The organism is Halobellus sp. Atlit-38R (assembly GCF_003665925.1).
GTDB classification, from domain to species: domain Archaea; phylum Halobacteriota; class Halobacteria; order Halobacteriales; family Haloferacaceae; genus Haloquadratum; species Haloquadratum inordinatus.
The window spans coordinates 1-447 of sequence record NZ_QXIJ01000363.1 but is presented as its reverse complement, the minus strand read 5'-3'; the positions used below and the strand labels follow the sequence as shown (position 1 = coordinate 447).

At 73.2% G+C, this 447-nt stretch carries 2 pseudogenes; one reads left to right on the top strand and one right to left on the bottom strand.

Annotated features, from left to right (window positions below):
- Positions 1 to 251 (top strand): annotated as a pseudogene (locus D3D02_RS19850) (FAD-binding oxidoreductase); the annotation flags it as partial.
- Positions 252 to 281: 30 nt separating this feature from the next.
- Here the strand turns inward: D3D02_RS19850 and D3D02_RS19845 are convergent.
- Positions 282 to 447, bottom strand: a pseudogene (locus tag D3D02_RS19845) (Hsp20/alpha crystallin family protein); the annotation flags it as partial.

The window sequence follows — 447 nt, the reverse complement described above, 5'->3', positions numbered from 1 at the left end:
CGGTCGACGCGGGCGCTGAGGGGTCCCCGACCCTGTTCGTCGCCGCCGGCTGGCAGGGACACGGGTTCATGCGCGCGCCGGCGACGGGCGAGACGGTCGCCGAGGGCGTGCTCGCGTCGCTCGCGGGGATTACGTTCGACGCGCCGGACTCGCCGTGGATCGGCGCGTTCGACCCCGAGCGGTTCCACGGCGACGAGTCCTTCGAGATCACGGAGGGGATGTCGCTGTCGAACCGGACGGACGGGGAGTAGCCCGCCAGCACGGGGCCGGAAACGGCGGCGTCAGTCGCTCTCTTCGACGACGTCGACGTCGCTCGACCCGCCGCGCTTGGGTATCTCGACGTGGAGCGTCCCGTTGCGCGTGAGCGTCGCGTTCGCGCCCTCGGGCGTCACGTCGGCGTCGCGCGGGAGGTCAACGCGCCCGGACAACGAGACGCCGTGGCCCGGA